The organism is Blastocatellia bacterium (assembly GCA_016713405.1).
GTDB lineage: Bacteria > Acidobacteriota > Blastocatellia > Chloracidobacteriales > JADJPF01 > JADJPF01.
This window is the reverse complement of record JADJPF010000021.1, coordinates 1-26,086: the sequence shown is the minus strand read 5'-3', so window position 1 is coordinate 26,086 and position 26,086 is coordinate 1. Positions and strand designations below refer to the sequence as shown.

General features: G+C 34.3%; 22 protein-coding genes and 2 pseudogenes. 9 read left to right on the top strand and 15 right to left on the bottom strand.

Annotation, left to right across the window (positions count from 1 at the left end):
* The first annotated feature begins 8 nt into the window (after positions 1-8).
* Positions 9-1,265, top strand: coding sequence for a DUF1501 domain-containing protein (locus IPK14_21455; protein ID MBK7995842.1), 1,257 nt, complete (start codon positions 9-11; stop codon positions 1,263-1,265).
* Between the two features lie 115 nt (positions 1,266-1,380).
* Here the strand turns inward: IPK14_21455 and IPK14_21450 are convergent, their stop codons facing one another.
* The 6 genes from IPK14_21450 to IPK14_21425 form a co-directional block, all read right to left on the bottom strand.
* Positions 1,381-2,088, bottom strand: a complete 708-nt coding sequence (locus tag IPK14_21450; GenBank protein MBK7995841.1) for a hypothetical protein — start codon at positions 2,086-2,088, stop codon at positions 1,381-1,383.
* A gap of 7 nt (positions 2,089-2,095) precedes the next feature.
* Positions 2,096-2,815, bottom strand: coding sequence for a hypothetical protein (locus IPK14_21445; protein ID MBK7995840.1), 720 nt, complete (start codon positions 2,813-2,815; stop codon positions 2,096-2,098).
* 1,120 nt (positions 2,816-3,935) lie between these two features.
* Positions 3,936-4,574 (bottom strand): hypothetical protein, encoded by a 639-nt coding sequence (locus IPK14_21440; GenBank protein ID MBK7995839.1) that lies wholly within the window; start codon positions 4,572-4,574, stop codon positions 3,936-3,938.
* Positions 4,575-4,603: 29 nt separating this feature from the next.
* Positions 4,604-5,236: a hypothetical protein gene (locus IPK14_21435; protein ID MBK7995838.1), complete on the bottom strand. Its 633-nt coding sequence runs from the start codon at positions 5,234-5,236 to the stop codon at positions 4,604-4,606.
* 66 nt (positions 5,237-5,302) lie between these two features.
* Positions 5,303-8,119 carry a TonB-dependent receptor gene (locus IPK14_21430; protein MBK7995837.1) on the bottom strand — a complete coding sequence of 939 codons (2,817 nt, stop codon included), beginning with the start codon at positions 8,117-8,119 and terminating at the stop codon, positions 5,303-5,305.
* Positions 8,120-8,505: 386 nt separating this feature from the next.
* On the bottom strand, positions 8,506-9,777 hold the full coding sequence (locus tag IPK14_21425; GenBank protein MBK7995836.1) for a protein kinase: 1,272 nt from the start codon (positions 9,775-9,777) through the stop codon (positions 8,506-8,508).
* A 342-nt stretch (positions 9,778-10,119) separates the two neighbouring features.
* On the opposite strand from IPK14_21425, the gene IPK14_21420 reads away from it, so the two are divergent.
* Positions 10,120-11,595, top strand: a complete 1,476-nt coding sequence (locus IPK14_21420; GenBank protein ID MBK7995835.1) for a serine/threonine protein kinase — start codon at positions 10,120-10,122, stop codon at positions 11,593-11,595.
* Positions 11,596-11,631: 36 nt separating this feature from the next.
* Here IPK14_21420 and IPK14_21415 read toward each other — a convergent pair whose 3' ends face one another.
* Positions 11,632-12,363 carry a tetratricopeptide repeat protein gene (locus IPK14_21415; protein MBK7995834.1) on the bottom strand — a complete coding sequence of 244 codons (732 nt, stop codon included), beginning with the start codon at positions 12,361-12,363 and terminating at the stop codon, positions 11,632-11,634.
* Between the two features lie 136 nt (positions 12,364-12,499).
* Positions 12,500-13,363, bottom strand: a complete 864-nt coding sequence (locus IPK14_21410; protein ID MBK7995833.1) for a serine/threonine protein kinase — start codon at positions 13,361-13,363, stop codon at positions 12,500-12,502.
* Between the two features lie 261 nt (positions 13,364-13,624).
* Between IPK14_21410 and IPK14_21405 the strand changes: the two genes are divergently transcribed.
* From IPK14_21405 to IPK14_21380, 6 genes and pseudogenes are all read left to right on the top strand, one after another.
* Complete coding sequence (locus tag IPK14_21405) at positions 13,625-15,262, top strand: peptide ABC transporter substrate-binding protein (GenBank protein MBK7995832.1); 1,638 nt, start codon at positions 13,625-13,627, stop codon at positions 15,260-15,262.
* Between the two features lie 18 nt (positions 15,263-15,280).
* Positions 15,281-16,198, top strand: coding sequence for an ABC transporter permease (locus IPK14_21400; GenBank protein ID MBK7995831.1), 918 nt, complete (start codon positions 15,281-15,283; stop codon positions 16,196-16,198).
* Positions 16,199-16,210: 12 nt separating this feature from the next.
* Positions 16,211-17,098 (top strand): ABC transporter permease, encoded by an 888-nt coding sequence (locus IPK14_21395; GenBank protein MBK7995830.1) that lies wholly within the window; start codon positions 16,211-16,213, stop codon positions 17,096-17,098.
* Positions 17,099-17,123: 25 nt separating this feature from the next.
* Positions 17,124-18,099, top strand: a pseudogene (locus tag IPK14_21390) (ABC transporter ATP-binding protein).
* Between the two features lie 5 nt (positions 18,100-18,104).
* Entirely contained in the window at positions 18,105-19,103 is a 999-nt protein-coding gene (locus IPK14_21385) for a dipeptide ABC transporter ATP-binding protein (protein ID MBK7995829.1), read from the top strand.
* 100 nt (positions 19,104-19,203) lie between these two features.
* Positions 19,204-19,365: a hypothetical protein gene (locus tag IPK14_21380; GenBank protein ID MBK7995828.1), complete on the top strand. Its 162-nt coding sequence runs from the start codon at positions 19,204-19,206 to the stop codon at positions 19,363-19,365.
* A 44-nt stretch (positions 19,366-19,409) separates the two neighbouring features.
* Here the strand turns inward: IPK14_21380 and IPK14_21375 are convergent, their stop codons facing one another.
* Together IPK14_21375 and IPK14_21370 are read right to left on the bottom strand one after the other, a co-directional pair.
* Positions 19,410-19,910 (bottom strand): transposase, encoded by a 501-nt coding sequence (locus tag IPK14_21375; GenBank protein ID MBK7995827.1) that lies wholly within the window; start codon positions 19,908-19,910, stop codon positions 19,410-19,412.
* Positions 19,911-19,992: 82 nt separating this feature from the next.
* Positions 19,993-21,021 (bottom strand): IS1634 family transposase, encoded by a 1,029-nt coding sequence (locus tag IPK14_21370; GenBank protein ID MBK7995826.1) that lies wholly within the window; start codon positions 21,019-21,021, stop codon positions 19,993-19,995.
* 301 nt (positions 21,022-21,322) lie between these two features.
* Here IPK14_21370 and IPK14_21365 point away from each other — a divergent pair, with 301 nt between their 5' ends.
* Positions 21,323-21,661, top strand: coding sequence for a Rieske (2Fe-2S) protein (locus IPK14_21365; protein ID MBK7995825.1), 339 nt, complete (start codon positions 21,323-21,325; stop codon positions 21,659-21,661).
* 167 nt (positions 21,662-21,828) lie between these two features.
* On the opposite strand, the gene selD is transcribed toward IPK14_21365, so the two are convergent.
* From selD to IPK14_21340, 5 genes and pseudogenes are all read right to left on the bottom strand, one after another.
* Positions 21,829-22,284 carry a selenide, water dikinase SelD gene (gene selD, locus IPK14_21360; GenBank protein ID MBK7995824.1) on the bottom strand — a complete coding sequence of 152 codons (456 nt, stop codon included), beginning with the start codon at positions 22,282-22,284 and terminating at the stop codon, positions 21,829-21,831.
* Positions 22,285-22,873: 589 nt separating this feature from the next.
* Positions 22,874-23,185 (bottom strand): glycosyltransferase, encoded by a 312-nt coding sequence (locus IPK14_21355; GenBank protein ID MBK7995823.1) that lies wholly within the window; start codon positions 23,183-23,185, stop codon positions 22,874-22,876.
* A 102-nt stretch (positions 23,186-23,287) separates the two neighbouring features.
* A complete protein-coding gene (locus IPK14_21350; GenBank protein MBK7995822.1) occupies positions 23,288-23,467 on the bottom strand; it encodes a hypothetical protein in 180 nt (59 codons plus the stop codon).
* 337 nt (positions 23,468-23,804) lie between these two features.
* A pseudogene (locus IPK14_21345) lies at positions 23,805-25,265 on the bottom strand (aldehyde dehydrogenase family protein).
* Positions 25,266-25,663: 398 nt separating this feature from the next.
* Complete coding sequence (locus tag IPK14_21340) at positions 25,664-25,819, bottom strand: chromate transporter (protein MBK7995821.1); 156 nt, start codon at positions 25,817-25,819, stop codon at positions 25,664-25,666.
* Positions 25,820-26,086: the final 267 nt, after the last annotated feature.

Genomic DNA, 26,086 nt, shown 5'->3' with positions numbered 1-26,086 from the left:
AGATTACCATGGCACACTCAAGAAGAGATTTCTTAAAAGGAACAATAGGTTTACTTTCATTATCAATTGCATCACCAGAACTTTGTTTTCAAAGCTCTAGCAATGTTTTTGCCGCACCAAATCCATCTGGTAAAGTGTTGGTAGTTGTACAGCTAGATGGAGGAAATGATGGGTTAAATACTGTTATTCCTTATACTGACAAGGCTTATTATGATGCACGTCCAATGCTTGCAATTGCAGAAAGCTCAGTCCTAAAAGCTAGTGATAACTTAGGTTTTCACCCAGTGATGAGCAAATTTAAGAGCTTATTTGATCAAAAGCGAATTGCTGTAATTCAAAATACTGGATATCCAAATCCAAATCTTTCGCATTTCCAATCACGAGCAATTTATCATCGTGCCGACCCAACAACTAGAGAAGAAGTTTTTCAACTAGGCTGGTTAGGTAAATATGGAGATGTAAAACTTTCTGACACTGGCAACCCTTTATCAGTAATTAATCTTGGTGATGGGCGAGGATCCGCAGCTTTACCTAAGAGTTTAGTGGCAGAAAAACTTATCCCTGCTTCTATAAATAGTTTTCCTTTATATCAATTCCAAACAGATGCTAAATATCCGGCTGACCGAAACAATCAAATTAACACTTTAGCAAAAAGCAATGCTATTAAGTCAGATGATTTTAATTTTCTCTATGTTGAACAAACTGCGTTAGATGCGCTTGATAGCTCTCAATCTTTACAAGCAGGAATTACTAAATATACTCCAACCATTAAATACCCAGAAAATAGCCTTGGTGTTCAGTTGCAAATGGCAGCACAAGTAATAGCTGGCGATTTAGGAGCGCAAGTAATTCACGTTACATTAGGAGGGTTTGATACTCACTCAGGACAAAAGAGCGACCACGAAGAACTATTAACCGCTATTTCAGAAAGTTTTGATGCTTTTTACCAAGATTTAGTTAGATTAGGTAAAGCTGATAGTGTATTAGTAATGGCATTTTCTGAATTTGGTCGTAGAGTTCGTGAAAATGGGAGTGCGGGAACTGATCATGGAACTTCTGGCCCAATGTTTGTAATGGGTAATGCTGTTAAAGGTGGTTTTTATGGTAATAGCCCTAACCTTACAAATTTAGACAATACTGGTAATACAATTTTTGATATAGATTTTCGTTCTGTCTATAGCACAATTCTTAGTGATTGGTTACTAACAGATCCTCAGCCTATATTAGGTGGCAAGTTTGAAAACATTGGATTTATTAACAAATAAGGATTAGGGTTGGGCAAATAAAGGTTTATACTGATAATACAATCTGAGATAAGAAAGGATTATCGGTATAAATCTTGTGTGTATTAGTAGTTTTGTTTTTAAAAATAACTTTTAGCTAATCAATAAGCTTAAAGCCTTTGTAGGGAAGGATATCTTTTACTGCAAATATTTTATGAGGTTTAAAATCAGCTAAGGGAATAGAAAAAACTTCTGTCCTTTTCCAAAAATTATGTAGCTTTACTTCTAACCTTTTTGTTACTTGATTTGTAAATATTGAATCATAATAAACTTGCTGGAAATCGTCTGATGTTTCTAAAACTAAAAAGCGTTCTGGTACACTTAAGGCTATGTCTTTTGGTAAATATTCTAGGATAAAAATCACTCCATAACGAATTAGATAAAAAACTTTCTCTTTGTAACTTTTTTCATCTACTTGAATTAAATCTTTTTGTATTAGACCTTCACCTTGAACTAGGCTATAGCCTTTATTTAGTAAATAATGATTAATAAATTTTTCTATAAATTTAGTTTCTTGATCATTTAATTTATCAAATAGATGTTTTGGCTCTTTTCCATAATAATTTTTAAGATGACGACGCATCAAAAAATCTAAAATTGTAAAGTTATTATCTTTATGCCATTTATAAGATTCTAAAGGTTTTAGCTCCCATCTACGTAATTTGCTAGTTTGAGGCTTGGAAAAATCATAAATATTTTTATTAAGACAATAAAAAAATTGGTAAAAGGCTTGTCTTGCTGTTTGTGAAGTTAAGACAAGCACTTGACCATTGCCAGCTAAAGAAATTGATATTGGTTGGCTCATAAACTAACTATTCTTCTTTGATTTGAAATTTCTTTAGAAAAACAGCTTGGATATTGCTTACAACACTGTTTAAGACTGTATCTGTGTCATGTCCTTTTGTGTTGGCTTCATCAATTGCAGATTGAATAGATATTCCTAAGTCTGTAACCATTTCATTTAGTTCATTTATAAGTTTGACATCTAGCCCAAAATCAATTTCTAAGGTTTGGGTGTAATGACTAATTACTTCATAATCTTCTTGGTAGGTACGAACACGGGTAGTTGATTCTTCTTCATAAGGAATACTACGAGATTTTTTTATTGTATATTCCTGCATTGGATGGATAAAAGCAGGATGACCTTCAAATTCAGTATTAGGGATTAATTTAGGGTTACGACGTGGAAGTTTGCGAATAAGTTCGCCTAAAGTACTATGAGCATTTTCTAAGGCGCGTAGTTGAGGGACGGTTAAATCAGCCTCTATTCCCTGCCAGCTAAAACGACCTGTATTTTTGGAGTTTGCTTTTTGTCTTGCGCCATGTTGAGAAACAACTTCTACAACAATTTTAAGTATATTTCCTGCTATTTCTTGAGGAGTATAATCAACATAAGTTTCCCTGGTTTCTCCTGTTTTTTCTTTTTCTGGAGAATATTTAATTGTTCTTACTTCATGCGCTCTTAATCGTTCTATCCATTGACTAGCCTTAGCCAATTCCCTTTTTTGACGGGTAAATGTTGTTTGTACCATGACTTCCTCTATTTGGTTGGGTTAGAAATTAGGCGCAAAAGACATAAAAGCTATATACCTAGATATTTGATAATGTTAAATAGTCACCTATTTATCACAGAAAAGGCTTAATAGATTTCTCTATCGGGACTTTGCTATCAAAATAAAAAGTATTGTGAAAATAAAGCTCTCAATCTACAAAAAGCTAATGAGGTCTTACGAAACAGCCGCATTTCTTTGCTACTAAGTAGTTAAATACCTTATTTTACAATAATATCCTGCTTTTTATTTTCCTTATGATAGCTCTCATTGTTACTAAAATCTCCCTATAAACTTTTTCTAGTAATTATCGCTAATTATTAGTAGTCAGCTTATAGCTAAACTCACTTACCCAACTAATATTTCTATTAGCAAGATGCTTGATTGATTCCCGCACTTACGACCTTTTTGGAACACGTTCCTTTGTGGTAGTCGCTCCCCAGGTTATTAGTTAATTATGTAGCTTGACTTCAGTGCCGCCACACCCAATTTTTGATAGAAATGAGTTAATAAAGGTAGTGTAAACAGCCTAATTAAAGTAGTTTAGTCACCCTAGCTTCAAATTTGAAAATTTCTACTATCTGAAACTTGATATACACCTTGCACCTAGATAACTATAGCTTTTTTCAAGCCCTTACAGTTACGTAGATTGGGCTATATTCTATGTCCGAATAGTAAAGAAGCTTTCCTCCCGCTAATAAAAGCGGTTTACAACCCGAACAAAGCTAGTTTTTACTAAGCGTTAGCTTACAGTAAAATACCTTTTCTACTCTCTTAATTCTAATTTCTTAATTTTTCAAGGATCTTTTGCCTATCCTCTACTTGTTTGGCGGAACATTCAGCCTTAACACAATACGCTCTTGAATACCTGATCTTTTAATTCTAAAGTCTTAAATCTAAAGCAATTAGCTCTTAAGCCTTGATCGAGACTTTTGTTCGTAACAAATAATATTATTTATTACTTTTTCTGATAATTTTTAGTCTTTTGCAACAAGGATTTTAACAACAGCATTAAGTATTAGCAAGGGGAATTTTAGGAAAAATAGGCACTACCTTAAAAGTAGTGCCTAAAAAACAGACCAAGGCAGAGTGGGAAAAAACATTAGTTGCGTCTAAAGGAAGTCCAGCCCTTAGTCCAATCGTCGCTATCATTTGGCCCGATACCACCTAAAAAATTAACTCTTTCAAAGAAAGTATCATTAGCTGGTGTGGGAGCAACTAAACTGGTGTTAAGTGCTGGTGATGTGGTGGTGGGTTTAAAGTTAGGAGCAGTTTTATTAAGGCTATCGGTAAGCTGTGGATCCATAACTACTATATTATTAAACATATTAGATAAGTCGCCCGCATCAGATCCATCATTATTTTGAAATTGGAATCCACCTTTTTTATTATCAAAAATAATGCCATTTTCTAACACTAAGTTAGTACCAAGTTGATTTAATGTAGATTGATCTTTAATTCTTATTGCAACATCCTTGTAATTTTGAATAATAAAATTACGAATTGTTGCAGCAGTACCAACACGAAGCAACATACCTATGGAAGTACCTGTTTTAGTAACTGAATCCCCAACAACAGTAATATTATGGATTGTTGGATTTGAGCGAGGTGTTAAGTCATTATTTTCTGCATTATTATCAGCCTCAATTCCATTATTAGCTTCAATTGCTCCATCTTGTTGAATTAAAACAAATTGAGCTTTGCCTTGCCAACCACCTGTCCAATCAAAAGCATCATCCATTGAGCCATAAAGCAACAAGTGTTTAACATTTACTGTGCCGCCAAAAATTCTATGGCATCATCGCCGCTTTCAGTAATTTGTACAAAGTCAACTTCTGTTCCTCGTCCAACGCCTTGAAGAGCAAGACCATTTAATTCATTAGTTGGAGTAAGTGGAAACCCTGCAAATTCAATACGTACATAGCGAAGTATTCCGCTATTGTCGTCTGCATTTCTACCACCATATTTTCCGGTGTTACCTTCTCCATCGGCTTCACCGTTGCTATCACCATTATTTATTGGAGCAAAACCATTAATGATTACACCGCCCCAATCGCCGCGCTTACGATTACCTGGGTCTTGTGCGCTAGTAAAAACTATAGGTTTATTAACTTTACCTTTAGCAATTATTTTTGCTCCTCGGTCAATGACTAAAAAGCTACGTGGGCCAGCAAAAATTTGTGTTCCTGGCTTAATTTTTAATGTAGCACCTGAACGAACAAAAACGCCACCTTCTAAAACATAGCGAGTTTTAGCGTTTAAGGTCATATTTCTAGTAATATCTCCTCGCAAAACTACTATATTGCTTTGTGCTTCAACAGAAGTAATATTGTAATCAGTTATCAGACTGACAGACGAAAAAGCTAAGATTAACAAAGTAATAAACAAAAATTTTTTTAACATTTTTTTCTCCAAAATTTAATTTGCTTAAATTTGTGTAATTTATTGTTTAAGAAGAAGTTAGAAAATTTAGAAAAAAGTATAAGAAACACCTAAACCAAAAGTTCTACCACGACGATAGACTTGGAAAGGTTGGTCAAGGATCTTAAATCGCACTTGACGATTTAATAAATTTTCGCTAGAAAATTTGAGTTCCCAGCGACTATCTTTTTTATCTCCAAATTTTTTGCTAAATAGAAAATCAACTGTTGGAAAGCCTTTTTCTATAATGTCAGGTAAGGCAAAAGTTCCAACATCGCTAATTCTTGCACCTGTGTAATTAAAGATTAGCCGGGCGTTGGATTGAAAATTTGCTAAATCATAATCAAGCGAAGTATTAAGTAAATGTCTGGACTGTCCTGCAAGAGGTCTTTCTTTAGAAGTTAAGACAGAAAGGTCTTGGTCGCCAATACGAATATTTGAGGAAACAAAAGTGTAATTAGTATTAATGCTAATACTAGATAGACGACTATATAAATTACCTAGATTTTGTCTTAATTCAAACTCTAAGCCTTTATTTATCGCTCCTTGAGCATTACGGAAAGAAGTTCTTAGTGCGGTTGTGGATTCAACAACAATTTCAATAGGGCTATTTAAGTTTTTATAGAAAAATCCAAAAGATATTAAATTACCTGAGTTTAAGTATTCTCCCCGTATATCAAAATTACGAATAAGCGCACGTTTTAAGTTTGGGTTGCCTAAAGTAGCACGTCCGCCAGTTATATCGCTAAATTCAAATGGGCTAAGTTCTCTAAATTGAGGACGTGAGACAGTTTGACTATAGCTAGTACGTAAGCTAAATGTAGAGGTAAAATTATAAACTCCGCTAATACTAGGTAAAAAGTCTAGGTCATCTAGTTTTGCAACTATTGGGGTTGATTGAGTAGAAAAAGCATCTAGTGTGCTAACTTCTTGTTTGCCTCGTTCAATACGAACTCCACCAATTAAACGTAATTTATTTCTAGTATAATCACTTAAAATATAGCCAGCAGTTATATCTTGAGCAGCAATATAAAAGTCAGTTGGGCGGGTATCTTCATTAATTTCAAAGCGATCTGGAGCAATATTTTGGCTGGCATAAAGATTTTCTGGGCTAGCACTACGATCTACACCATCAAAACCCCTTGGCAGAAAACGAAAACGACGAGAATTAAACCGACGATCTCGATTAACATTAGAAAAACCTAACTTAAAGCTAAAGGTAGATTTTGAGGTAAAGAAATATTTTAATAGGTCAAAAGCTGGTTCACGAATGCTTTCTCTCATTTCGCTAAACATTCGTAGTCCGCTTTGAGTGGTGTCAAAATAAACAAATTTATTTAATGTAGAGTCAAATTCATAAAGGACTTCTCTAAGGTCTGGTTCATCAAAAGTAGCGCGTGAAAAAGTAAACCGCCAATTTAAGACGCTATTTCCAAGCTTGGATAGAAGATTTTCCCCTGCTAGCTGAAAAGTTCCTGTGCGAGTTTGAACATATTTTAAGCGTGAACCTCTAATGCGACTTCCACGATCATCAAAAAACCCATCTGTAGTACGGGTTTCATCATTAGCATCATTGCTAACAAAATTCTTTAACAGTATCTTATTGTTATTATTAAGCTTATAGGCTAGGTTAACAATTGCACCTAGTCTTACATTTTGTGTGCCATTTGCATAATTATAGCGAGTAGAAGCAAAAACTATGCTATTTCCATTACTATCAGACGCAACACGGAAGAAATTTCTAATTTCATCTTGCTGTTGAGAAGACTTATTGTAGGTGACATTAGCAACAACACCTAATTTTCCTATTTGCGTACTATAAACGGCTCCAAGACTTTGATTAAGAAGTCCATCGCTAATACGAGGTTCAAAAACGTTTTCAAAAGCACGGCCAAAAGTTTGTAGTTGTTGGCTAGTAAAACCAGAAATTAATTGACTTCCACGTCTTAAAGTTTGATTAGGGATAATATCGGGTAGTGCGCGTCGTCCTAGGCCAAACCCTAAAAAATCAAGGCGACTACCTGGATAAGTCAGAAAATCTTGAAAGGTTGTTTGAGTATTTCCACTAAAAGAGCTAGAAATTTTTAACGAAGATCGATTAGGAAATTCTAATGTCTCAATTTTAACTAATCCGCCTGCAAATTCACCTGGCTGATCTGGAGTAAAAGATTTTAATACTTTTAGGCTTTGAACTAACTCGGATGGAACTTGATCTAGTGGGACAACTCGGCGATCCGGTTGTGGTGTAGGCATTAGGGCATCATTAAGCACAGTATTACTATAACGATCACCTAAGCCACGAACATAGACAAATTTATTACCTACAACAGAAACGCCAGGAACTTTTTGTAAAACTCCTGCGACTTCAGAACTACTATCTTTGCTAATTTCTGCACGACTAACTAAGTCAGCTATGGCTAAACCAGTACGTCTTTCTTCTAATAAGGAAATATTGCTATTAGTATTAGCTGTTACTTCTACAACTTCGCTAGCTCCTTCTTGGGTTAAAACTAGGTCAAGAGTTGCTGTTTCACCAGCTATAATTGTGATTTCTTTTTGAGTTTCTAGGAAATTACTTAAGGCAGCACGTATTTGATAAGTACCTGGCTCAAGGTCTAATGAAAAATTACCATCTAAATCACTATTGATTGTTTGTCCAGTATTAATGATTTCTACTGTAACATTAGATAGAACTTCACCAGTGGAAAGGTTTACAACTAAACCTATTAATTTTCCTATTTTTTTCTTTTCTTGGGTGTAAATATTTTTTGCTTTTACAGATGAAAACCCAGTTAAAGCAGGTAAAAATAAATTAGTTGAAATTATACAAGCTAATATAACTGCAAGACGTAGGTTAAAAGGCATATGCCCATCCTTCTTAATTTTTACTAACTCGAAAAAGTTAGTAGAATTTCAAAGGAGAAGCTTAACAGGAAGGTGTAAAAAAACTTTTAATTAAGTGTAAAAATATAGTAAAAAGTATGTAACACTTATTTAAACAATAATTGATAAAAATTAGATCAAATTATTAATTAATATTTTATTAAATTTTCAATTACAATAATTTCTAAATATTCTGTCAACAATGGTTATGAGTTTTTAGTATTAAATAAATATATACAATAAGTTATAATAAATTAAATACAAAGCATTGAAAGCCAATTCTAATTTATAATATGAATGTAACAATAGTATGAATTTTATGTAAATTTATTGTTAACTTTATGTAAAATACCATCTAATTAAGTTACTTAATCTTGAAAATACCTCATTATAGTTTCACCAACACAAATTTGATCGCCTGTTTTTAGAAGATAAGTTTGTTTTGTTGTTACTTTTTCACCATTAAAAAGACTTCCATTAGCACTTCCTAGATCTTCAAAATAAAACTTTCCTGCTTTCCAAACAATCCTGGCATGACGACGAGAAACTTTACCCGAATTATCATACTTAGCTAAATCTATTTCCGGCATAATTCCTGTACTTACATCAAATCGGCCAATTATAGCAACCTCTTTATCTAAGAGAAAGTTAGCTGTTTTTAGTGTATTGGAATAAACTATCTCTAAAGAAGCTTTAAGGTCTGTTGGGCTAGTAAACTTCCTTATTGTTAATTTATCTGACGCTATATCAAGTTTATAAAGATGTTCTTCTAAAGCTGTTTTCATTTCTATTGCAGAAAGGTAACGCTCTCTTGCTCTTTGAGCAGTAGCTTTAAGAAGTATTTGCTCTATTTCTAAGGAAATGCTTGGGTTAAGTCGAGCAGGTGTTGGATTAACAGAGAAATTAAATCCATAAATAGGATGAGAAAGTGGACAATAGCCAACTAATAAATGAATTAATGTTGCACCTAAAGAATAAATATCTGTTGCTGGCGTAACTATGCCCATAAATAGCTCTGGTGGAGCATAACCTACTGTTCCAACAGCAGTTACGCTTGTATGAGACGAAGAAACAAAGCGTGCTACTCCAAAGTCAATTAGGTAAATTCGGTCAATCTCTTCATCATACATAACATTAGTAGGTTTCATATCACGATAAATTACAGGAGGTTTACGGGAATGAACATAGTGTAATACATCACAAAGCTGAATTGCCCATTTAACAACCTGTTTTTCTGATAAAAAGCCTGTGGGAGATTCTTCTAATATTTTTTCTAAATCCTTACCTCCAACACATTTCATTACTAAATAATAATAATCTTCTTCTATAAAATAATCATAAATAGATGGGATAGCTGGATGGTCTAAATTAGCTAAAACTTCTGCTTCACGACGAAAGTCATCAACAGCTTTTTTGTGTTCCTCCATGTTTGAGGTTTCTACAATCATTTTTTTAATTGCTCTTAGGCTATCTGACAAGCGTTTATCTTTTGCTAGATAAACGCTTCCCATTCCACCACCGCCTAAGGGTCGAACAATTTCATAGCGATCAGCAAGAATTTTGCCAGATTGCAGCATATTACCAATACCCTCATTAGCCTTCTTAATAATTGCTAAGTCAGCAAAAAACACAAAATCCATTTATCTTAAATAAGTAAAAAATAAGTAAACTATCTATTCTTTGTAGTAATTATTTGATAGGTACATTGTTATTTTACTCTACCAAAACTGTTAAACAAAGCTAGTAAATTATAAGATTAAAAAATTTTAGTATATATTTTTAATCTATATTTTATAATTACCTAACTATTTTCTATTAGTTAGAGTTTATAAAAATAATTTCTATTTCAAACCTATCATTAATCTAATTATACTTTTTTATATTTTATTAAATTGATACTATTTGCCTTACATTCAACCACAGTAAATTTAAGAATATAAGATTGATAGTCAAATAATTTTAAGGAGAATCAGCAAATTCACATGAAGATCTGTCCTCAATGCCAACGCCAATTTGAGAACAATATAGCTTTTTGTGCTTTTGATGGTCAACAGTTGGTAATATCTTCTAAGGAAGATGCTTTGGTTGGTAGGTTGATAGATTATAAGTATCAACTACATGAAAGAATTGCTAGAGGAGGGACAGGAAGCGTTTATCGTGGTACACATTTACAATTAAACATGCCAATAGCAATTAAAATCTTGCACGCAGAAACGGCTCAAGATTTTACTTCTGTAGAACGTTGTCGACGTGAAGCCTATGCAGCAATGCAAATACGCCATCCTAATGCTATTGCTGTTATGGATTTTGGCGTTACTCCTGATGGATTAGTTTATGTAGTTATGGAATTTCTAGTAGGTAAAACTCTTCGTCAGAAAATTAAAGAAAACCGTTACCCTAGCCTAGTAGAAGTAAATGAGACTATTCAACAAATCTGTGCTGCTCTATCCGTTGCTCATAGACACAAAATCATCCATCGGGACTTAAAACCAGAAAATATTTTTGTTCATAAAGATGGAGAATTAGAAATAGTAAAAGTTTTAGACTTTGGAATTGCCAAATTTAAGGACATTTCTTCTGAAGATGCGATGCAACTAACTCGCCAAGGTATAGTTATTGGCACTCCTTACTATATGTCACCAGAACAATGCTATGGAAAAGAAGTAGATGCGCGCTCAGATATTTACTCGTTAGGAATAATGCTTTATGAGCTTTTAGCAGGACGATTACCTTTTTTAGGCCAATCACACACAGCAATTGCAGTAAAACAAGCCCGTGAAACACCGCGTCCAATTTATGAAATACGATCTAATATTCCACCTGTGCTTAATGCTGTAGTTATGCACGCACTAGAAAAATCTCCATCTAATCGACCAGCAACTATAGAAATATTTGCTCAAGAGTTAGCAGCAGCAATGAAAGCCATCTCCGAAAAAGAATTTATGAAGGTTTTTTTAGAAGCTAGTGAACAAGACCTGGAAGCAGCAATCTTACTAACATCTGACCCAAGTAAAATACCTAGCCAAATGCAAGTTACCAATACCAAAAACAAATCAGGTAGTTCAAAGAAAATTACTTTTGGTTATAGTAATAAAGCTCAAGCTGATTTATTAGCACCCCTATCAACTATAAACACTTTATCTCAAGACCTTATTTCTCAAAACAATGCTTCTATTACCAACAACTTAGAATCTATAAACTTATCTGTTTCTGACAAAAGTTTAGTAGAAGATAAAAGCCTTTCTGACACTACATCAATTCCTCTCACAGAAACAGTAATGCAAAACTACCGAGATAATTTTGCTAATGTCTCTCGTGAAATGTATATGTTGCTACAAATTATTTTGGGTGATTTAGAAACTAATCAAGCAGTAGATGGGATTTTTCTTAATGAGCTAAAAACCACTGTTGACCAATTACGTTCAACAATTTATCACCTACAAAAAATTACTAAATAAATAGTAACATAGAAAATAGGCTTTTGTTATCTTTAACTATAAGAGTTTTGTCAAAATAGATAAAATTTCAGAATCAGACAATTCAGCAAGAACAAAAGGTATATCAAATTCATGAATTTTCTTTAAATCCAAAGTCATTTTAGCAAGATAAATCAATGCCCGTACAAAATATGCTATTTGAGATATAGGATCTATTTGCAAAGCCAAATTACAATCAATCATAGCATTGTCTAAATCACCTTTAACTTTGTAAATAAATGCTCGTAAAACATATGATTCTAAGTGATTTGGGTTTAAAGTAATGGCTTGGCTATAGCTACTAAATGCTATATCAAGTTCATTTTCATAATGATATAGCAAGGCTAAATTAAAATAGGAAAGAGCATCTTTAGAATCAAGCTCAATAGCAAGATGTAAATCTTCTTTAGCTTCTTCAAAACGAGAAAGTTTTTTATAGTTTAATGCTCGGTAGTAAAAAGCTTGTTGATGCTTAGCATCTAATTTGGTAGTCTGACTAAAATCGTTAATTGCTAACTCTAATTTATTCTTACTTTGATAACACAAAGCACGCTTAAAATAAGCTTCTGCTCTGTTAGGTTCTAAGCTAATAACTATATCAAAACATTTAATGGCCTCATCTATATCGTTAATAGCTTGATAAGCAAGTCCGCAGTAATAATGCGCATCGCTATACCCAAAACTATAGCCTATAGCTTCAGTAAAACAATTGATAGCAAATATATGTTCACCTTTTTCTAAATGCGACAACCCTTGATTAATAGAATGCTTAGCTAAATCCTTTAAGTTGACTTGAATACGATTAGTTTTTTCTTCTATTATTCCCTCTTCCCTAAGTGAAAATATAAGTTCTTTAGCAACCTCTAAAACAGATTGTTGACGACGATTAGGATTTTTTTTCTAAAGCTTTTAGTACAACTTTTTCAACGCTAACAGGAATATCAGGCCGCAAACTAGTTAAAGGTTCAGGATCTTCAAACATTTGTTTGCGTAAAACTTCGTAAGGCTCCCAAAAAGCTATTGGGAAAGGTACCCTGCCCGTTAACATTTCATATAAAGTGACCCCAAGATTATAAATATCAGACCTAACATCTAAATTTTTATGAGCCTCGCATTGTTCTGGAGACATATATTCTGGAGTGCCTATTATTTGTTTTGCTGCTCCTGTAAATTGAGTAACATGGTCTGTAGAAATACCAAAATCTAGCACCTTAAGTAATATATTATCTTTTATATCTTCTAAAAGAAAAATATTTTCAGGTTTTATATCACGATGGATAATACCTCTTTCATGAGCAGCAGCAATAGCAGCACAAACTTGTTCAATAAGAAAAGCGACTTTTTTGTAGTTTATTGGGCCTTTTTGAATAATTTCCTGTTTTAAGGTTCTGCCCTTTAGTAGTTCCATAGTTAAATAAACAAGTTCTCCATCATTAAGTGGGCCAAAATCCAGTACTTTTACAATATTTGGATGGGCTATTTTTTTTATTTTTACAGCTTCCAAAAGAAGTCGTTCTACTGCATTAAGTTCGCTTTCTAACATATCAGGATGAATAATTTTAATGGCACATATGGAATTAGTTAAGATATTAGTAGCCTTAAATACCATAGCCATACCACCTTCACCTAATTTTTCCTTAATTAAATAAGTATCTTTTAATACTACATCTAATAGAGCAAACTCCCCATCTTTTGGACAAAATAGCACTTCATCACTAAATATATTACCGCAATTAACACACCTACCCATTTTACTTTCCTTGACTAAAACCTTGATAAACAGCCTTAAAATTTATTGCTTTTGCGATGATATGTAGCTTTTTAAGCTTTACAAGCCCAAATTCCGCCCCTTAAAACTAATATGAGCAAATTTGATTAAAATTTGCATTTCCTTAGTCTAAATGTTACTGTAGCAAAAAGCTTGCTAGCTAAAGCTAAAAATAAGCTATAAAATAGCTACTAACTCCGTCAAAGATCGCAGCTAAACTCTTTATTTCTAAGGAATAAAATTATGTATAAAACAAAAATAGTCTTAGTTTGCCTACTTATTGCGATCATCTCACTACCTGCTTGTATTAGTGCATCAGCTTATTTTGGAAAAATTACAACACCTAAAAACCAAATACTTTATTACTGTAATGCCTCTGAACCTCGCTCAATAGATCCACATAAAACAGCCGGCATTCCTGAAGGCAATATAATAATGAGTGTTATAGAAGGTCTTACAGTCTATGACCCTAAAACCTTAGAACCTCGTCCAGGAATAGCTGAACGATGGGAAGCAGTAGACCAGGCTAAAAAATGGGTTTTCTATTTACGTAAAAATGCTTTTTGGACAGATAAACGCCCTGTTACAGCACACGACTTTATTTGGGCTTGGAAACGTGGAATTGACCCTAAAACTGGAACTCCTTATGCTGGACTACTTTACTTCATAAAAAATGCTGAAGCAATTTCTCAGGGTAAGTCATCTATTAATGATTTAGGAGTCCGTGCAATTGATGATTATACTTTAGAAGTTGAAATGGAACGTCCAACAGCTTTTTTTATAAAGATGACACCTCATTTTGTGTTTTCTCCTTTGCCAAGTTGGGCGATTGAAAAATGGGGAGATCGTTGGACAGAAAGCAAAAATATTGTCACAAATGGAGCTTTTAAGCTTCAAGAACATAAACCTTATAGTCAAGTTGTACTTGTTAAAAATCCTGATTACTGGGACGCAGCAAATGTAAAGCTAGACAAAGCTTATTTTTATCCTGTGGATGACAATCCAACTACAGTAAATCTTTATAAGTCTGGTGAAATTGATGTTATGCAAAGTGGAAGTGTTCCACCAGCTTTTATTAAAGCTTTAAGACATAAAAAAGATTATGTCAAAGGTACATTTTTTACTAGTTATTTCTTTAGTATAAATGTTCAAAAAAAACCTTTTACTGATGTACGAGTACGTAAAGCACTTAATTTAGCTATAGATAAAGCTTCAATCACTGATAAACTTATAGGAAAAGGTGATATTCCAGCAACAACGCTAGTTCCTCCAGGAATATCAGGTTATCCAGAAATCAAAAGCGATGGTTATAATCCAGAATTAGCTAAAAAATTAATGGCTGAAGCAGGTTTTCCTGATGGAAAAGGATTTCCTACTATTACTATTTATTTCAATACTTTAGATACACACCGCCAAATTGCTGAAGCAATACAAAGAATGTGGAAAGAATCTCTTAACATAAATATTGAACTACAAAATGAAGAATGGCAGACCTTTACGGCTCGTCGGGAACGTCGGGAATTTGATTTAGCTAGAAATTCATGGACAGGTGATTACTTAGACCCTGATACTTTCTTAAACTTATTTGGAAAAGATGTTCCAAATAATAATTCTGGCTGGATTAATGAAGAATACGTAAAAATGCTAGAAGAAGCTAATCAAGCCCCTGCCGAAGCTAAACGTAATGAAAAACTAGCAAAAGTAGAAGAATTTCTACTTGATAATTTACCATTTATACCAATTTATTTTACTGCTTTAAGTTATCTTAAAAAGCCTTATGTTGAAGGTTGGTATCCAAATCTTTTTGATACTCACCCTCTAAAAGCTGTTTCTATCAACACAGAATGGAAGCCAGAAAACGAATCCATTAAACCCAACTAGTGTAAGGAGATAGAAAAAATGCTTCGGTTAATCATTCGCCGTCTGCTAGGCATGATACCTATTTTGCTAATTATTATTACTATCACTTTTTTTCTTCTGCGGCTTGCTCCAGGCAGCCCCTTTGCTAATGATAAAGCTTTTCCTCCAGAAGTTATTCAAGCTCTAAATGAGCAATATGGACTAGATAAACCTCTTCATATTCAATATTTTAACTATGTAAAAGAGTTAATGAAAGGAAATCTTGGCCCCTCAACCCGTTATGTAGGACGTTCGGTTAACGAACTTATTTGGCAGCATTTACCAACTTCTGTTGTTTTAGGCTTGCTAGCTTACTTGTTTGCACTAGTTCTTGGTTTAATAATTGGGATAATTTCTTCATTAAGGCAAAATTCACTTCTTGATTATGTTTCAATGGCTGTAGCAATGCTAGGGATTTCCCTGCCAAGTTTTGTACTCGGGCCACTGCTAGTAATTATTTTTTCTCTAACCCTTTTTTGGCTACCTCCAGCACGTTGGGGAGAGCCTAAACATCTAATTTTACCTGCACTTACCTTGTCGGCTGTCTACATTGCTTATATTGCCCGGCTAACTCGTAGCGGAATGCTTGAAGTCCTACGGGCCGATTATATTCGTACTGCTAGAGCCAAAGGACTTGCTGAAAGCGTTGTAGTCCTAAGACACGCGCTAAGAGGTGGAATAATTCCTGTAATTTCATTTACTGGCCCGGCTCTTACATTTTTGCTAGCTGGAACAATTGTTGTAGAAAAAATTTTTGCCGTTCCTGGACTAGGAAAAATCTTTATCGAAGCTGCTAATTCTCGTGATTATTCTGTAGTAATGGGACTAACGCTATTTATTTCTACAGTATTAGTAGTAATGAATCTACTTGTAGATATCACCATAGGTTTACTTGATCCACGTATTAGCTATAAATAGAGGTAAATTGTTATGAGTCAAGAAGTTAATATAGCTAAAAAAGAACTAGTAGTTGGTACTAGTTTATGGGAAGATGCTTGGCGCAGACTGAAAAAAAATAAGCTAGCTATATTTGGTGCTATAGTATTGATACTAATTGTTACTGTTTCTTTATTTGGCCCAATTTTTTCTTCCTACACTTATGACCAAATTAATTTAGATAGAAGTAGCGAGCCTCCAAGTTGGGATCATTGGTTTGGAACTGATCAACTAGGACGCGATATTTTAGTCCGTTCCTTGATTGGCGGACGAATTTCCTTAATGGTTGGGCTAGTTGCAACATCTGTTAGTTTTGTAATAGGTGTAACTTATGGAGCAATTTCTGGTTATTTTGGTGGCTACATTGATGAATTAATGATGAGGATTGTAGACATTATTTATTCATTACCCTACTTATTTTTAGTAATTGTTTTACTAGCGTTTTTTACTAAAAGTATTTTTATGCTTTTTCTGGTTTTAGGTGCTGTGTCTTGGCTAACAATGGCGCGTATTGTTCGAGGGCAAGTTTTGTCAATAAAAAACCAAGAATTTGTTGAAGCAGCCAGGGCCGTAGGAGTAGAAACCCCTCAAATTATTTTCCGTCATATTGTTCCTAATACTTTAGGCCCGGTAATTGTTTATACAACATTAACTATTCCTAGTGCGATGCTTTCAGAAGCATTTCTTAGCTTTTTAGGCTTAGGTGTACAACCTCCGCTAGCAAGTTGGGGAACAATGGTAAATGAAGGAATAGAAGCTATTTCTGTCTATCCTTGGCAATTAATCTTCCCTGGTTTAATGATGGCAATCACGCTTTTTAGCGTAAATTTTTTAGGCGATGGCCTTCGAGCTGCGCTTGATCCACAAATGAGAAAAGACTAAGCAATAATAACTAATTAAGGTAAATATGGCTATAGATAACTCTATTTTGCTAAGTGTCAGAAATCTAAAAACTTATTTCTATAGCGAAGGTGCTGTAGTAAAGGCAGTTGATGACGTTTCTTTTGACTTAAAAAGAGGTGAGACTTTAGGAATTGTTGGCGAATCTGGTTCTGGTAAATCAGTCACAAATTTATCTATTTTGCGATTAATTCCTTATCCTCCAGGAAAAATTGTAGGTGGCGAAGTAAATTTTAATGGTCAAGACTTGATGAAATTATCTGAAAATGAAATTCGCAAAATTCGTGGAAAGCGTATTGCGATGATTTTTCAAGACCCTATGACCTCGCTTAATCCTTTTATGAAGGTTGGAGCGCAATTAACAGAAATTACAGAGTTACACGAAGGTTTAAGTAAAGCAGCAGCCAGAAAAAAAAGCTATTGAAATGTTAGAGCTTGTAGGCATTTCTGATGCAGCACGTCGGATTGATGATTATCCTCATCAATTTTCTGGTGGTATGCGTCAAAGAGTGATGATTGCTATGGCACTTTCTTGTAAACCAGAACTCTTAATTGCTGACGAGCCGACAACCGCTTTGGATGTAACTATCCAAGCACAGATTTTAGAACTAATTAAAGACTTAAAAGAAAAAACTGGCACATCAATAATACTTATTACTCATGACTTAGGGCTAGTAGCAGGAATGACAGATCATATTGCTGTAATGTATGCAGGTAAAATTATAGAATATGCTCCTACAACAGAGTTATTTTCCAGTCCACACCATCCTTATACACAAGGTTTATTAAAGTCTGTGCCTGACCCATTAAACCAACAAGAAAAATTATTTCAAATTCCAGGACTACCACCAGATTTAACAAATTTACCTGTAGGGTGTCCTTTTTCTCCAAGATGTGCTTATGTAACAGATAAATGCAAAGAATTTCCACCAATTAAACAAATTAATAACCAACATTTTTCTGTTTGTTGGCAAGAAAATTAAACGTTATGACTACAGAAAAAAATCTATTAGAAATCAATAATTTACAAGTATATTTTCATTTAAGCGGAGGCGGTTTGCTAGACCGTATAATGGGCAGCAAACCACGCACGGTTAAGGCTGTTGATGATGTTTCATTTAATATTAAAAAGGGTGAGACTTTAGGGCTTGTTGGTGAGTCTGGATGCGGAAAATCAACTACAGGCCGTGCAATTTTGCAATTAGTTAAACCTACAGGTGGACAAATAATTTTCCAAGGTAAAGATTTAGCACAATTACCAAATCAGCAAATGCGTCCTTTTCGCCGACATTTACAAATGATCTTTCAAAATCCTTATGCTTCACTTAATCCTAGAATGACAGTAAAAGACATTATTGCTGAACCTTTAACAGTTTTTAACAATTTAGCTGGTATAGAGTTAGATAGACAAGTACAAAATTTGATGGAAAAAGTAGGCTTAAACCCTCAATTTATAAAGCGTTATCCTCATGAATTTTCTGGCGGCCAGCGGCAGCGAATTGGAATTGCACGAGCCTTAGCACTTAATCCAGATTTTATTGTAGCTGATGAGCCTATTGCAGCATTAGATGTGTCTATTCAAGCTCAAATTATGAACTTGCTCCAACAATTACAAAAAGATCTATCGCTAACTTACTTATTTATTTCTCATGATTTACGAGCCGTTAGATATATGAGCAATCGAGTTGCTGTAATGTATTTAGGCAAAATTGTAGAACTAGCCGAAGCAAGCGAAATTTACCAAAAGCCTCTACACCCTTATACACAAGCCTTGATTTCTGCCGTCCCTGTACCTGATCCAGTAGCAGAAAAAAAGCGGCAACGTATTGTCTTACAAGGAGATGTTCCTAGTCCGTTAAATCCTCCTAGCGGTTGCCGGTTTCATACTCGCTGCCCTCAAGTTATGGCCGAATGTAAAACTAATGAACCAAAGTTTGTAAATATTGGTAATAACCATTATGTAGCTTGTTTTTTAGCAAATAAATAAAATATTAAATTAATAGTGCAGGGTATCTTGACCTAATTTTAGATCAAGCCCAAAATATGCTCTTGGCAAAAGTGCTTTTTGAATAATTTGGGAGAAAATCATGGAATTTCATCCTGTTTGCAAGTTTAGCGAAGTTGGTTTTGGAGAAGCTAAAGGTTTTGTAGTTGAAGGTCACTCAATAGCAATTTTTAATATTCGTGGCAAACTTTATGCAATTGAAAATATGTGTCTCCTGAGTTTGACAGTTGAAAAACATAAATAGTTGAAATAAAAAGGGTAACAAGAAAAAAGAAAAAATCGTTTTCACTACAAAAACGAAAAGGAGAAAGAATCAGAAGGAGAAACATTAGGAGGAATTTTAATTTTCAAAGTTCTGAGGATATCATTGGCAAGGCCAGAAACCTGAGAACGAAGGAAAAATTCGTTGCCTTGAACAAATAAAACAGAATATTGAAGTTCATCAATAGCTTTGAGAATAAGCAAAGGAGAATAAGAAATATTATTTTGCTTAAGCTGGATTTCCAAAGTTCTTTCAAGCAAGAAAGCAATGAAAGACAAGACAAAGTGGCCTTTAATGCGTTTAGCAGTCCAATGAAAAATAGGACGAGTTTCTAAATGAGATTTGAAAATTCTAAAACTTTCTTCAATTTTCCATAACTGATGATAGTAGTCCAAAATATCTTGAGGCGATAAGTCAGTTGCATTGGATTGCAGTCCATAATAACCATCCCAAAGTTCATCCTCAAGGATCTTTTTCTCATCTATTTTTGTGCCTATCTTATTTTGATCCAACTCAATATACTTCAACGCTCCTCGCTTAGAAAGAATTTGACCTTTTTTTCCTTCTACTATTTTCTTAGCTTTTACAATAAGTCGCTCTCTATCAGCTTTATCTTTTCTGCCCTCCTTTTGACCAACTGCAAATCAAATCATCTTCTTCTAACTTGATTTTTTTAACCTTAAACTTTTCATCACTTTTATCTGCATTCTTATAGCTAAGTTCTGTGTAACCATCTTGAGCTAAAACTTCTTGCTTAATTTCTTTAGAGCGATTTTTAAGTCTACCTCCAACAATGTATTGATAGTTGGATTGTTTTATTAACTCTAAATTCTCTTTAGAAAACATTCCTTGATCTGCTATCACAATCAAACGTTTTACCTCAAAGCGTTTTGATAGTTTTTTTATTGCTTCCTTTATTGTGTGACCTTCAAAAGTGCTTCCTGGAAAAATATCAAATCCTATTGGTCTTCCTTCTATATCTACTAACAAGCCAAACAAAATTTGTACTTCATTTATATTTCCATCTTTTCCATATCCAAACTCCCTCAACTCATCTGCTCTTACACTTTCAAAATAAAATGTTGTTACATCATACAATACCAAGTCTACTTCCATATTCCATAATGTTTTATTTTTTTCAAATATATATTCTTCTATTTTTTCTTTACTTTCTTCTAATATATCTAAAGCTCTGTATAGCTGATGCAGTTCTATCTCTATTATTCCATGATAATTGTTCTGTTGCTGATATGATTTCAATTTGCTTTTTGGTTCTCTTAACCTATCCATCAGCATTAAAAATATCGCACTAAAAAATTCAAATTCTATTTTTCTTTCCTCTTTTAGTTCTTGAAATAGTTGACCTAATCCAAACTTGTCCCATAACTTTTTTACTACTGCCACTGTTCCCCAGTTTTTTCTTCCTAATTCTTTTGCTTCTCTTATATCTATTAACTTTGGGGATTTAGTATATTTTAGCAATGCCTCCCCTATTTTTCTCAATTGCTCCGCTTTTTTCTCATCATCTATAGACCCTAGTGCTGCTACTGATCGGTGTTTTACTTTTCCTTCTTCTCGGTAGCTTTCTATTATGTGTAGATATTTTTTGTTTTTTGACTTTATTTCTCGTAAGAACATATTTTTCTCGTAGGAATATATTTTCACTACTTATTTTATAAAAATTCTGTTAGAAGTCAACTATATCAAGCTTAATTTCTATTTTGAATAAAAAAGTTTTCACTACATTTTTTCAGCAAAAAAATATCTCTTGTTGATTCTATTACACTTATTCCTTTTTTTTCTTGATTTTTACCTATCAACTGTCAAACTCAGGATAAAATATTAAATTAATAGTGCAGGGTATCTTGACCTAATTTTAGATCAAGCCCAAAATATGCTTTTGGCAAAAATGGTTTCTGAATAATTTGGGAGAAAACTGATGGAGTTTCATCCTGTTTGCAAGTTTAGCGAAGTTGGTTTTGGAGAAGCTAAAGGTTTTGTAGTTGAAGGTCACTCAATAGCAATTTTTAATATTCGTGGCAAACTTTATGCAATTGAAAATATGTGTCCTCATATGGCAGCACCTTTAGATGATGGTGTTATTGATGGACAAAAAATTACTTGTCGGCTGCATTTTTGGCAAATAGATGTTACTAATGGTCAATGTGTCTCACCTGATAATGGGCGTTGTGTTGCAACCTACCCAGTAAAAACAGAACGTGGTGTTATAAAAGTTGGTATAGAACCAAAACCAGAAGTTCCATTAGTAGACGAATAAATCAAATTTACTACCCAATTTGCGAAAACACTTCTAAGAATTTTCCATTGTAGGTTAACACTTGCCCTACTTCGCTTGCTTGAACGCCACTTGAGAGCAATTTATCTAGCAATAAATTTGATTTTTCTGTTGCAACACTAATTAATAAACCTCCTGCGGTTTGTGGATCAAAAAACTGACTGCATAGCTGGCAGAACATCAGGAGCAAAAGTTATTGTATCTCCAACATATTTTCGGTTGTTACGGTCGCCTTTAGTCATAATTTTTTCTGCTAAAAGTTCAAAAACCTGTGGCATTATTGATATTTTGTTTGTTGCTAGTTGCAAAGTAACTTGGCTTCCTTTAGCCATTTCATAGGCATGCCCCAATAATCCAAAACCAGTTATGTCCGTTGCTGCGTTAACTCCAATTTCCTGCATTATTTCTGAAGCAAGTTTATTTGGTTCTGTCATAGCTTTAATTGCAGCTTGTCTTGCTTCGTTTGATGCACGCTCAAATTTAATTCCTGAACTTATAATTCCTGTACCTAAAGATTTGGTAAGAATTAACTTATCGCCAGCTTTTGCATTTGAATTAGCAACTATTTTTCTGGGTGAATTATTCCTGTAATTGCATAACCAAATTTAAGTTCTTTATCTTCAACAGTATGACCACCAATAGGCTAACACCTACACTAGCAAGCATTTTCTGCCCGCCGCGCAACTTCACCAAAACGCTTAGTTCGGCATCTGCTGAGGAAGACCAGCAATGGCTAATGCTGGTAAGGCTTTTCCACCCATTGCCCAAACATCACTTAAAGCGTTTACTGCTGCGATTTGACCAAATAGGTAAAGGGGTGATCTACTACAGGAGTAAAAAGTCTGCTGTTTTGAACTAAAGCTGGTTCATCAGTTAACTATGAACTCCTGCATCATCAGCAGTGCTAAAACCCGCTAGCAAATTGGGGTTAGGCGTAGTTTGGCAAATAGCTCAATGTTTGGAAGCTGAATCGCTAGGAGCGACTTTAGACGCTCAACCACCACAATAGCCATTTCTGTTAATCTAAGTTTCTTTTCTTTTAACTTAGCTTCGTCTGACTAACTGCTCCAAAAAATAAATTAGGAAATATTAGATTTTATGCAATCTAGCATTCTGAGGATTGTTTAATCAAATCTTGCCAGCATTTTCTTCTGTTGCTGGATCTACTAAATAAGCAACTTTCTTACAATCATTTTAATTCTTGGTAAAAATTGTCTCTATCGCTTTCTTGCCAAGCAAATTTGCTAGTTTTTCAGTATCGCCAACCGAAAAATAACCAGGATAGTTATCTCCCAAAGTAGCAACTAGACTAGGAATATTTGTAGTTATTACAGGTGTTTTAGCTGCTAGCGACTCACATAAAACATTTGATCCGCCTTCAATTCTTGAAGTTATACAAACAAGGTTGGCAGCAGCAATAAGTTGCTTGGTTTTATTGTGAGAAAAGGATCCTAACCAATGATAGCGGATGTTATTTTCCTGAATAAGTTTTAACTCTTCCTCCATTTCTTGATTAAAGGGTAGCCCTATATGAAAACTTGTATTTAGAATCGCTAGGTAATTTTGATAGTGCTAAAGCTGTGCAGAAAGTCCTTTTCTACACATAAATTAGCAACTACTAAAGACATTAAAACTTTGGGTAGGGAAAAATATTATTTTTAGCTTCTTTTTAGCAGATTGATAAATAACCTGTGTTTTAGCTTGTAATGCTTCTGGAAGTTCAAATACACCTTGTTTTTGTAGCACTACTAAACGTGTTGCCCAATCCAAAGCTTGACGGGCTGACATGCTGCCTTGAATATTTTGGTAAAGATCTGTGCCTGTTAGTGCAACTACTAACGGTTTATTTGAATATCATTGATGAAATTTTTCAATTGATGAAAAGCTACGTAAAGCGTTGCAAGGCAAATCATTAGAAGTCTACATCTTGACCATTACTTAATTTCTGCTAACACTTACTTTATGACCAAGTTTGGTTAAAATTTGCTTAATTCCAATAGCAGTAATTTGATTACCGTTGATTAGGTCTTTTTAGATTGATGGGGTAATAAGTTGTATCTTCATAAAATATTGAAGGGTTAGCAACTTAACATTGCTAACCCTTTTAACATTTAACTTAAAAATCTTAAGACATCCAGTTTGTACAAGCCAGATATTCCATTTGGTAGTAATTCTTTTCTTGGATTTAGTCCAAAATTCAATAGAACCTCGTCAGTAATATCACCTACTCGAATTTAGATTCATTCCAACCACCAAAGAAAAAGGTTCTCGTGGAACAGGTACACCGACGTTATTCCTACCATACCAGCACTTGACGCTCAATAACATAGCGAGCAGTTCCTCCGCTTTCAGTAAAGACTGATGCAGCGTGACCATAAGGTGAACTATTTTCCACTTTTAATGCTTCGTCAGCCATCTGATGCCACGAACAATTACTAAAACTGGGCCAAATTTCTTCTTGAGCTTAATTCGCATAGATGGTTTTACATAATCAATTAAAGTTGAGCCCTTTTTAAAAACCATCTTCTTGACCTGCTACAACTATTGCCAATTCCATCAACTAAAACTTTTGCTCCTTGCTGCTCGGCTTCTGTGTGATATAGCCTTCAATTCGTGCTTTGGCTTCCTTGGGGAGTACTGGGCCAATGTCTTTACACAGCACTTATGTTTTTTACAAAGCTAACCATTCGGTCAATAATATGATCTACTTTACCTCAGCCATCATTACCGATGCAGCCATACAACGCTGCCCTGCACAGCCAGACATTGAGGCAACAATATTGCTTGCACTCATTTCTAAATCTGCATCCAGGCATTACAATTAAGTGATTTTTGCTACCTAAGCTAATACTCTCTTTAAGTTAAGCTGTACCACGTCATTCAAACTATTTTTGCTACTTTAGTTGAACCTACAAAGCTAATTGCTTCTATGTCAGAATTGGTCTAAATTGCATCTACTGTATCTTTACCACCATAGACAATATTAAGCACTCCATCAGGCAGGGGATGACTTCTTTTAGCAGTTCTGCAATACGTCCTGCAGTAAAGGGACTAATTCAGAAGGCTTTAATATCCATACAATTGCCTAAAGCAAGAGCATTAGGTATATAGTCAATTAGGCACCCATATTTGGAAAGTTAAAAAGGAGTTATAGAAGCTACAATTCCAACAGGGTATTTTCTATACGACATTCTACGCCTCGGCTAACTTCCCATTACTTCGCCAGCGACAATTTGAGAGGGCGTGAGCAAACAAATTCTGTTAATTCCATAGACTTTAAGACTTCAGCTTTTGCTTCACTATAAATTTTTCCATTTTCTTCAGTTATAAGATGTGTAAGTTCTTCAATATTTTTCTAAAAGCATTCTAACGCGATAAAGAACTTGGACACGCTCTTTAACAGGCAGACTTGACCAAACGAGCAAGGCTTCTTTTGCAACCTTACAGCCGCGTCAGCTTGTTCCATACCTGAAAGCGGGACTTTAGATATAACACTACCATTAGCGGGATTATATACATCCAAAAATTCTAGGTTAACAGGGACAAATTGACCCTGAATATAATTTTACACATCTGAATACTTCATTTTTGCTCATAAAATCAAGAAAACTGCAGTGAGAACGAAGTTATATGTTAGTTTTTGATTAAATCAAAACATTGCTAATAGTTAATTAAATTAAACTTATTTGAAAATATCTTAAGGCGATACCTAATATTATGAAAACAACATCACTAAAGCAGGGCTAACGCGCCATTTAAGCAAAACTAAACAACCTGTAGCTGGAATTAAAATGCCTATTTTAGAAGTAACGCCTGCTTGGGTAATATTAACAAAAGCGGCTCATCGTTCCTACAACAGTAGGAGTAACAGCTTAATAGAAAGCTTGGACTTGTGGATTAGTGCGAAAACGTTCTAAGGATGACCTATGATAATAGTAATAAGTAACGATGGGAGAAATACGGCAATAGTAGATATTATTGCACCTAAAAATGCCTGCTACATAATAGCCAACAAAAAATAGCTGTGATTAAAACTGGGCACATAGAGGTCATTTGTCCTAAAGCCATACCATCAACAAATTGCTGATGTGTAAGCCAATGAGCGTTTTTAACTACTTCCTGTGGAATTGGTGGGATCATCACAAACCCACCACCCAAAAGTTACTGCTCCAATTCATAATGAAAAATAAAAGATAACTTTCCTAATAATGGTAAAAGAATATAGGTGTAAGTAGTAAAAGTAGTGGAATTAGCAATAACCGTTTTCAGGTCGTATTCATTGAAGGTATAAGGTAGTATCTGTTTTAGACTTTGTGCTAGCATCGGGTTTTGGCAATACAGCCTCATTAGAATGTTTTAATGAATTTAGAAAAATTCCAATATTACCCGCAGCTAAAATTACCTCAA

Bases quoted from the DNA above. Each gene is read 5' to 3' on its own strand.
- IPK14_21455 (MBK7995842.1), top strand. From the start codon at position 9: ATGGCACACTCAAGAAGAGATTTCTTAAAAGGAACAATAGGTTTACTT.
- IPK14_21450 (MBK7995841.1), bottom strand. From the start codon at position 2,088: ATGAGCCAACCAATATCAATTTCTTTAGCTGGCAATGGTCAAGTGCTT.
- IPK14_21445 (MBK7995840.1), bottom strand. From the start codon at position 2,815: ATGGTACAAACAACATTTACCCGTCAAAAAAGGGAATTGGCTAAGGCT.
- IPK14_21440 (MBK7995839.1), bottom strand. From the start codon at position 4,574: ATGGATGATGCTTTTGATTGGACAGGTGGTTGGCAAGGCAAAGCTCAA.
- IPK14_21435 (MBK7995838.1), bottom strand. From the start codon at position 5,236: ATGTTAAAAAAATTTTTGTTTATTACTTTGTTAATCTTAGCTTTTTCG.
- IPK14_21430 (MBK7995837.1), bottom strand. From the start codon at position 8,119: ATGCCTTTTAACCTACGTCTTGCAGTTATATTAGCTTGTATAATTTCA.
- IPK14_21425 (MBK7995836.1), bottom strand. From the start codon at position 9,777: ATGGATTTTGTGTTTTTTGCTGACTTAGCAATTATTAAGAAGGCTAAT.
- IPK14_21420 (MBK7995835.1), top strand. From the start codon at position 10,120: ATGAAGATCTGTCCTCAATGCCAACGCCAATTTGAGAACAATATAGCT.
- IPK14_21410 (MBK7995833.1), bottom strand. From the start codon at position 13,363: ATGGGTAGGTGTGTTAATTGCGGTAATATATTTAGTGATGAAGTGCTA.
- IPK14_21405 (MBK7995832.1), top strand. From the start codon at position 13,625: ATGTATAAAACAAAAATAGTCTTAGTTTGCCTACTTATTGCGATCATC.
- IPK14_21400 (MBK7995831.1), top strand. From the start codon at position 15,281: ATGCTTCGGTTAATCATTCGCCGTCTGCTAGGCATGATACCTATTTTG.
- IPK14_21395 (MBK7995830.1), top strand. From the start codon at position 16,211: ATGAGTCAAGAAGTTAATATAGCTAAAAAAGAACTAGTAGTTGGTACT.
- IPK14_21385 (MBK7995829.1), top strand. From the start codon at position 18,105: ATGACTACAGAAAAAAATCTATTAGAAATCAATAATTTACAAGTATAT.
- IPK14_21380 (MBK7995828.1), top strand. From the start codon at position 19,204: ATGGAATTTCATCCTGTTTGCAAGTTTAGCGAAGTTGGTTTTGGAGAA.
- IPK14_21370 (MBK7995826.1), bottom strand. From the start codon at position 21,021: ATGTTCTTACGAGAAATAAAGTCAAAAAACAAAAAATATCTACACATA.
- IPK14_21365 (MBK7995825.1), top strand. From the start codon at position 21,323: ATGGAGTTTCATCCTGTTTGCAAGTTTAGCGAAGTTGGTTTTGGAGAA.
- IPK14_21355 (MBK7995823.1), bottom strand. From the start codon at position 23,185: ATGGAGGAAGAGTTAAAACTTATTCAGGAAAATAACATCCGCTATCAT.
- IPK14_21350 (MBK7995822.1), bottom strand. From the start codon at position 23,467: ATGTCAGCCCGTCAAGCTTTGGATTGGGCAACACGTTTAGTAGTGCTA.
- IPK14_21340 (MBK7995821.1), bottom strand. From the start codon at position 25,819: ATGATCCCACCAATTCCACAGGAAGTAGTTAAAAACGCTCATTGGCTT.